Origin of the sequence: Methylophaga sp. UBA3613, from assembly GCF_002375415.1 — a bacterium.
In the GTDB taxonomy this organism is placed as follows: domain Bacteria; phylum Pseudomonadota; class Gammaproteobacteria; order Nitrosococcales; family Methylophagaceae; genus Methylophaga.
Genome location: NZ_DFLS01000014.1, coordinates 149,045 through 155,350, shown reverse-complemented (window position 1 = coordinate 155,350; position 6,306 = coordinate 149,045). Strand labels below are relative to the sequence as shown.

At 41.5% G+C, this 6,306-nt stretch carries 7 protein-coding genes; 4 read left to right on the top strand and 3 right to left on the bottom strand.

Features of this window, described 5'->3' with window-relative positions:
• The first annotated feature begins 220 nt into the window (after positions 1-220).
• A complete protein-coding gene (locus tag B3S93_RS15580; RefSeq protein WP_292401103.1) occupies positions 221-1,096 on the top strand; it encodes a quinoprotein dehydrogenase-associated putative ABC transporter substrate-binding protein in 876 nt (291 codons plus the stop codon).
• Between the two features lie 38 nt (positions 1,097-1,134).
• On the opposite strand, the gene B3S93_RS15575 is transcribed toward B3S93_RS15580, so the two are convergent.
• Positions 1,135-1,560 carry a DUF302 domain-containing protein gene (locus B3S93_RS15575; protein ID WP_292401099.1) on the bottom strand — a complete coding sequence of 142 codons (426 nt, stop codon included), beginning with the start codon at positions 1,558-1,560 and terminating at the stop codon, positions 1,135-1,137.
• A gap of 111 nt (positions 1,561-1,671) precedes the next feature.
• Here B3S93_RS15575 and B3S93_RS15570 point away from each other — a divergent pair, with 111 nt between their 5' ends.
• From B3S93_RS15570 to B3S93_RS15560, 3 genes are read left to right on the top strand one after another with little or no spacing between them, the layout of a single operon-like run.
• Complete coding sequence (locus B3S93_RS15570) at positions 1,672-2,355, top strand: hypothetical protein (protein ID WP_292401096.1); 684 nt, start codon at positions 1,672-1,674, stop codon at positions 2,353-2,355.
• Positions 2,356-2,372: 17 nt separating this feature from the next.
• The gene (locus B3S93_RS15565) at positions 2,373-3,863 is read left to right on the top strand and encodes a sensor histidine kinase (protein ID WP_292749270.1); all 1,491 of its coding nucleotides are present in this window, start codon (positions 2,373-2,375) and stop codon (positions 3,861-3,863) included.
• 8 nt (positions 3,864-3,871) lie between these two features.
• Complete coding sequence (locus B3S93_RS15560; RefSeq protein ID WP_292401090.1) at positions 3,872-5,248, top strand: sigma-54-dependent transcriptional regulator; 1,377 nt, start codon at positions 3,872-3,874, stop codon at positions 5,246-5,248.
• Between the two features lies 1 nt (position 5,249).
• Here the strand turns inward: B3S93_RS15560 and B3S93_RS15555 are convergent, their stop codons facing one another.
• Together B3S93_RS15555 and B3S93_RS15550 are read right to left on the bottom strand one after the other, a co-directional pair.
• The gene (locus tag B3S93_RS15555; RefSeq protein WP_292401087.1) at positions 5,250-5,657 is read right to left on the bottom strand and encodes a ClpXP protease specificity-enhancing factor; all 408 of its coding nucleotides are present in this window, start codon (positions 5,655-5,657) and stop codon (positions 5,250-5,252) included.
• The gene (locus B3S93_RS15550) at positions 5,657-6,277 is read right to left on the bottom strand and encodes a glutathione S-transferase N-terminal domain-containing protein (RefSeq protein WP_292356061.1); all 621 of its coding nucleotides are present in this window, start codon (positions 6,275-6,277) and stop codon (positions 5,657-5,659) included. Before B3S93_RS15550 ends, B3S93_RS15555 begins: the two co-directional genes overlap by 1 nt.
• Between the last annotated feature and the right edge of the window lie 29 nt (positions 6,278-6,306).

Here is a 6,306-nt window from a genome sequence, read left to right as displayed (position 1 = left end):
GACGGTCTGGGCGCAGTTGGTGCATATCGTGCACTGTCTAGCTGGACTAACCTGGGTGGTGTTCTGAGCGTATTTAGCCTGTAAGACCAATTAAGTATTAAAAAATATACTTAAGTTAAACCCTAAAACCCGGTATCTTTTAAAGATGCCGGGTTTTTTTTTGAACAAAAACGGCATAGGAAATGTCTTACAAATTCCCATAAGCAATAAGGAAGAGAGAATGATAAAACTACAAAAATGGGCAATCCTGGCGTCTGCTCTACTGGGTGCCTCGTTTGCAGTTAATGCTGAAGATTTGAAGCCAATTCAGGGACAAGAAGTATTAAGGGTCTGCGCGGATCCTAACAATATGCCCTATTCCAATAAAAACAAGGAAGGTTTCGATAATAAAATTGCTGAACTATTAGGTGAAAAATTAGGAATTCCGGTTGAATATTACTGGTTCCCACAACGCATCGGTTTTTCACGTAACACGATTAAAAAAGAACATCCCGAACGTGGTGGCTATATGTGTGATCTCGCCATGAGCGTTCCCGAACACACGGATTTTCTATTACCCACCAAACCGTATTTCAGCTCTATTGAAGCGATTGCCTATCGGAGTGGCGAAGGTTATGAAATTACTAAGCTGTCAGATTTAAAAGAGGTAAATGAAAAACATGGACCCTTAAAAATTGGTTTGTTTGATCGTGCCATTTCTACCAAAGCTTTAATTGATATGGGCTTGGGGGAGAATATTGTTTATTACCAATTGATGAGCGGTGATGTAAATGAAAGCCCAGGTAGAGCGATAGAGGATTTAGCGGCTGGTAAAATTGATGTTATCCCGATGTGGGGACCAATAGCCGGTTACTATGCCAAGGTATCGGATGTGCCTATTACGGTAAATCCATTAAATGAACTGGGTCAGTTGCATGTATTCAGCTTCAGTATGGCAACTCGTTATTCGAATAGAGACTGGAATAAATTACTGAATAAATTTATCGATCAGAATAAAGATGAGATTGATGCCATTATTGCTGAATACAATTTACCATCTTTGGAAAACGTTAGTCCGACTCCCGCGAAAAGACCGCGTAAGGATGATGACGATTAATACACTGTTTGACTAAATCAATATCTGAAAAATAGAGGCTACAAAACAGTAGCCTCTATTATTTTTTTCAGATCATCATTAATCCGGGCGGCAAAACTTGCCTGATCTTTATCAGACACGTTTTCATCCATTAATCTGGTGCCAATAATCACTCCACTGTTGCTTTCCCTAACAGTAATGATGCAGGGCATATCATTGATAAGTTGTTCATTAATCAACATCATTTCTTTTGCGTGGGTAATATTACAAAAGCTAATGACAGTAGATAACGGGAAGTTTTTATCGCCACGTTCACGGATCGCAGAACCAATTTCGCTTTTATGAATTATCCGGTAATTATACTCGGAGATGGCTATGTCCAGATTTACCAGTGTGTCTTGATAATTATATGGACTGTTTTTTTCAAGTATTCGATTAGTGTTTGCCGACTGGCATGCGATAATAAGTAATACGCATGAAATCACAATTGCGGGAATCTTTAGGCGTTCAAGTAGAGTCATAAGCAAATAAAAATAATAAATTGGAATATAAGAATTTAAGCATAACACCTATAAAAATTCATGAGGTAACAAACAGTGAAGACAAACCAATACATCGTTTTTTTGTTCGGATTAATATTGCTGATAAGTGGCAAAGCGTTTGCAGCGCCAGGCATGTCAGAAATCAATAATGAGTTATTTGATAAAGCGCATTTAAAAAATATTGATCAGCCAGGGGTGCTGAAATATAAATTTTCTAAAACCAGTTTTGTTGATGGGGACCGCACTGACACGATTGAAATGATGGTCAATAATATTCGTAATACTGGTCGTGCAGATACCTATTTTGAGTTTTTTACCGGCGAGAATAAACGCCCCTACGAACCACGCCTGGACCAACGGGGTAATAGTGTCTTTGTTTTGTTTCTGGAATATGACATTCATGAAATGAATCGGTTGACAGGGGGGGAGTGGCGTTATTTTCAACGGCTGCTTCGTTGGTCTTTTGCTGAAGGGGCTGACAAGAAGCAAATTGAAGTGGACTACAACGGCAAGAAAGTAAAAGCATGGCAATACATCGTGCAACCGTATATCAAAGATCCCAAGAATGATCGTTATAAATTGTATTCTTCCAAATATTATATTTTTACTATGTCGGAAGAAATTCCTGGTGAGATTTATCAATTAAAAACTGTTGTGCCAGACGGTAAAAACTGGAAAGAAGGTGACCCAGTCCTGGTTGAGGAAAAAGTCACATTTACCGGTTTTGAACCCCAGTAACGGATAGGTAACAATTTATGAAACGGGCCTTCGTGCCCGTTTTTTTAATGAAAAGACTTTTAAAAAAACTCCAATCCATTCAAGGTGCCTTAAGGTTCCATGAGCTCAGCTTTGTGGTGTTAATTATCATGACAGCCTTAATGAGCTTTAACTGGGCACTTGTCTGGCAGAAAAGTTCAGAAGAGTCGCTGCGTTTAAGTTCAATCAATACTCATGTACAACATTTACGTGGTGATCTTTATCGTCAGCTAAAAGAAGTCTTTGATGTTGTTTTTCTAAATGATGAGCTTGCAGTAGAACAATATTACCAATTTGTTGATCAGATTAATTCTTATCTAACTCGGTTAAAAGCGCTTTCGAGCTCGCCAGACGAAGCGCTTTTGATCGTCAAAATTGAATATGCCTATAACAAGTTTTATCAGGAAACCCGACGTTTCCTGAATAACGATAAACTGAGCAATGATGACAAACTCTGGTTAGATGAACAGCTTGAACAGCAAACCTTTCAGCAACTTGAAATGGTTTTCAGCGATATCGAGCACTATCTTCAACAGCAACAGCAGCAGTTAACTGACTCTGATGAACGGATGTTTGGCAAAATGCTGCTCAGCGAAGCCTTGCCAATTATGTTGGCATTAGTTCTACTCATTATCTCCAAATGGTTTGTCCGTCGAAATATGCTGGCGCCACTACGTAATGTTACCCAAGGTGCCAAAATAATCAGTACCGGCGATTTTCATCATCATATTCCGTTAACAGGTGTCGACGAACTGCAAAGACTTTCGCAGGCTATTAACAGCATGGCTGACGAATTGGCCAGTAATCGTGACAAATTGATAGAAACCAAAAAACAAGCCGCATTAGGCGAACTAGTGCCTTTGGTCGCTCATAATATACGCAATCCTCTTGCAGGGATCCGTGCGGCCGCACAAGTCTCTATCGAAGAAGCGAATGAAGAAGGTCGAGTCGTGCTGAAAGACATTATCATTGCGGTAGATCGACTGGAAAACTGGGTCACCTCGCTACTGATGTACCTGCACCCGTTAAAACCCAATCTTGTTGAGGCGACACTCACCGAACTCACCGATAATGCTTTATCCCTGACAGCCCTGCAACTCAATGATAAAGACATCCATGTAAATCGTCATGGCTGGCAGCAAGAGGCCAGGCTGATTAATATAGATAATAATCTGATGGAGCAGGCTATTTTCAATTTGATTCAAAATGCAATTGAAGTGTCACCCATTAATTCAACCATTCATATTCATTATTGGGAAAAACCTCAGCTAATTGGATTGCAGATTGAAGATCAAGGACCGGGTTTTAGCGAAACGCCTCAGGCAGAGACCAGCCAAATGCATAAAAAGCTGAATTGCGGACTGGGTATTCCTTTTGCTCAGAAAGTGGTTAAACAGCATCAGGGCGATTTGATTTTTGAAAATATTCCGGAGGGTGGAGCGCGAGTTTCACTGACCTTGCACCTGGATAAAACGCTGACTCGTCAATAGGATGTTACATGCTTAATTTTGTATTAATTGAGGACGAAAGCCTGTTTGCCAAATCGGTTAAACGACGGCTGGAACGGGAAGGTCATCAAGCCAAAATTGCCGATAACATCAGTGATGGAAAAAAACTGTTACGTCAGGAATCAATCGATGTATTGCTATTGGATGTCAGGTTACCTGATGGCAATGGCCTGGATTTACTGGCTGAAATTCGTGTGTCAGGACATCCACTGCAGAACTTGCCTGTGGTCATGATGACAGCTTATGGCGAGCTGGAAGACGCGGTTAATGCAATGAAATTCGGCGCCTCAGATTATCTCAAAAAGCCTGTGGATTTGGATGAACTGATGATGACGATTGAGAAGGTGGTGCACAATCACGCTATCAGTCTTCAGTTACATTATTCTGAACAGCGTGAACAAAAGACTCACAAGCCAATTAATTTGATTGGTACTAGTCAGGAAATCCTGGCTATTCGGCAGCAGGCAAAACAGCTCTCTGAGCTCATGGATAAAAATAAGGATACCACCCCTGTCGTATTAATTACCGGAGAAACAGGCAGTGGCAAAGGTGTTCTAGCCAGGTATTTTCATCAAATAAGTCAGCGGCATAATCGGCCTTTTGTCCATGTCGATTGTGCTGCATTACCGGAAGCTTCAATCGAAGCTGAGTTATTCGGTCAGTCACCCAGCACCCTTGAAACCAACTCTCCTGCTCGTCCCGGTTTGATTGAAGTCGCTGAGGATGGAACGTTATTACTGGATGAAATTGCAGAATTATCGTTATCAACTCAAACCAAACTGCTGAATGTCATAGAGCGTAGACAGCTTCGCAGACTGGGATCCACCAAAGAAATTTCGGTGAATTCCCATATTATTGCTACGACCAATCGCGACCTTCATCAATTAGTGATTTCGGGCGAGTTTCGAGCTGATTTGTATTTTCGGTTAAATGTTGTAGAGATTAAGCTGCCACCGCTACGGTTACGCCAACAGGATATAGCGGAACTTGCACAGTTTTTTATCGAGCAATTTGCCAAACGTTATGGTGTCGAACAACCAAGACTTGCATATGATGCAATGCGTGAAATGCAACAATATGATTGGCCTGGTAATATTCGTGAACTGGAGAATGTTTTGGAGCGAGCCGTAATGCTCTGTAAACAGAGTGTCATCGAATCTGATGATTTGTCATTGAAAGCATTTGGCCGTGACAACCAAGACGAACGAGGGGGCTCCAAGTTCGAAAAAATGACACTTGATCAGGTGGAAAAATATTTACTGGAAACGGCTTTGAACCGAAGTTCAGGTAATGTTTCCAGAGCGGCCAGACAGCTTGGATTAACCCGTATGGCAATGCGTTATCGTATGGAGAAATACAAGCTTTAAATTATTTGACCAGTTTTAAGCTTGGCTTGCCATTAGTCGTTTTATTGGTTGGTTTACCTGGTTCTTTAGCTTTTGGCGGCGGGGGCGTGGGATGCTCTTCTTCTGGAAAGAACATACCTTCGTTATTTTCTTTTCCATAAATCGCCTGAATGGCAATAACCGGAATAAATAAATTCATGGCCTTGCCGGAAAATCTTGCTGAAAAACTTACCCAGTCATTGTCCATATTCAGGCCGTCGATAGCATCTGGCGCCAGATTAAGAACGATGCGCGAATCGCGAATATACTGTTCTGGAACCACAACCCCTTCATAATCCGTATTCACCAGTAAATAGGGTGTGCAATCGTTATCGAGCAACCATTGATAAATGGCTCTGATTAGATAAGGCTTTTGTGAAGACATGCTCATTAGCGCATTCCTCTCTCCGCTGTGCTCAGACTGGCCTGGAAGGTATCTCTATTAAATATTTTTTCTGCATAACGTTCAACCGCTTTGGCGGAATCAGGTAATTTTATCCCCAAATGCGGTAATCGCCACAATAACGGAGCAACGTAACAATCAATTAATGAAAATTCGTCGCTCATGAGAAAGTCGTATTGTTCGAACAATGGTGCCAGAACGGTCAAATCCTCACGTAGCGTTTTTTTGGCCTTGGTTGCTGGTGATTTATCACGCCCGGATAATTGAGGCCACATGGAAAACCAGTCCGTTTCCAGACGATGCAACATCAGTCGCATCTGAGCTCTTGCACCTGGATCGTTAGGCATCAGCGACGGATGAGGGAAACGCTCATCAAGATATTCCATAATGATTCGGGAATGAAATATCACAATATCCCGATCAAACAATGTCGGGCCCTGAGCGTATGGATTTGCTGAGGCCACCTCTTCTGGCCAGTGGCCATCAACAAGATCTACAATCTGACAATCAATTTGCTTTTCTTGAACAACGATACGGGTTTGGTGACTGAAGGGACATTGTACATCTGAGTACAATGTCATCAGTGGTTTACGATTACGTGTTGTCATTAGCTGTACTGCTTATATTTTGGAATGTA

Bases quoted from the DNA above. Each gene is read 5' to 3' on its own strand.
- B3S93_RS15580 (WP_292401103.1), top strand. From the start codon at position 221: ATGATAAAACTACAAAAATGGGCAATCCTGGCGTCTGCTCTACTGGGT.
- B3S93_RS15565 (WP_292749270.1), top strand. From the start codon at position 2,373: ATGAAACGGGCCTTCGTGCCCGTTTTTTTAATGAAAAGACTTTTAAAA.
- B3S93_RS15560 (WP_292401090.1), top strand. From the start codon at position 3,872: ATGCTTAATTTTGTATTAATTGAGGACGAAAGCCTGTTTGCCAAATCG.
- B3S93_RS15555 (WP_292401087.1), bottom strand. From the start codon at position 5,657: ATGAGCATGTCTTCACAAAAGCCTTATCTAATCAGAGCCATTTATCAA.
- B3S93_RS15550 (WP_292356061.1), bottom strand. From the start codon at position 6,277: ATGACAACACGTAATCGTAAACCACTGATGACATTGTACTCAGATGTA.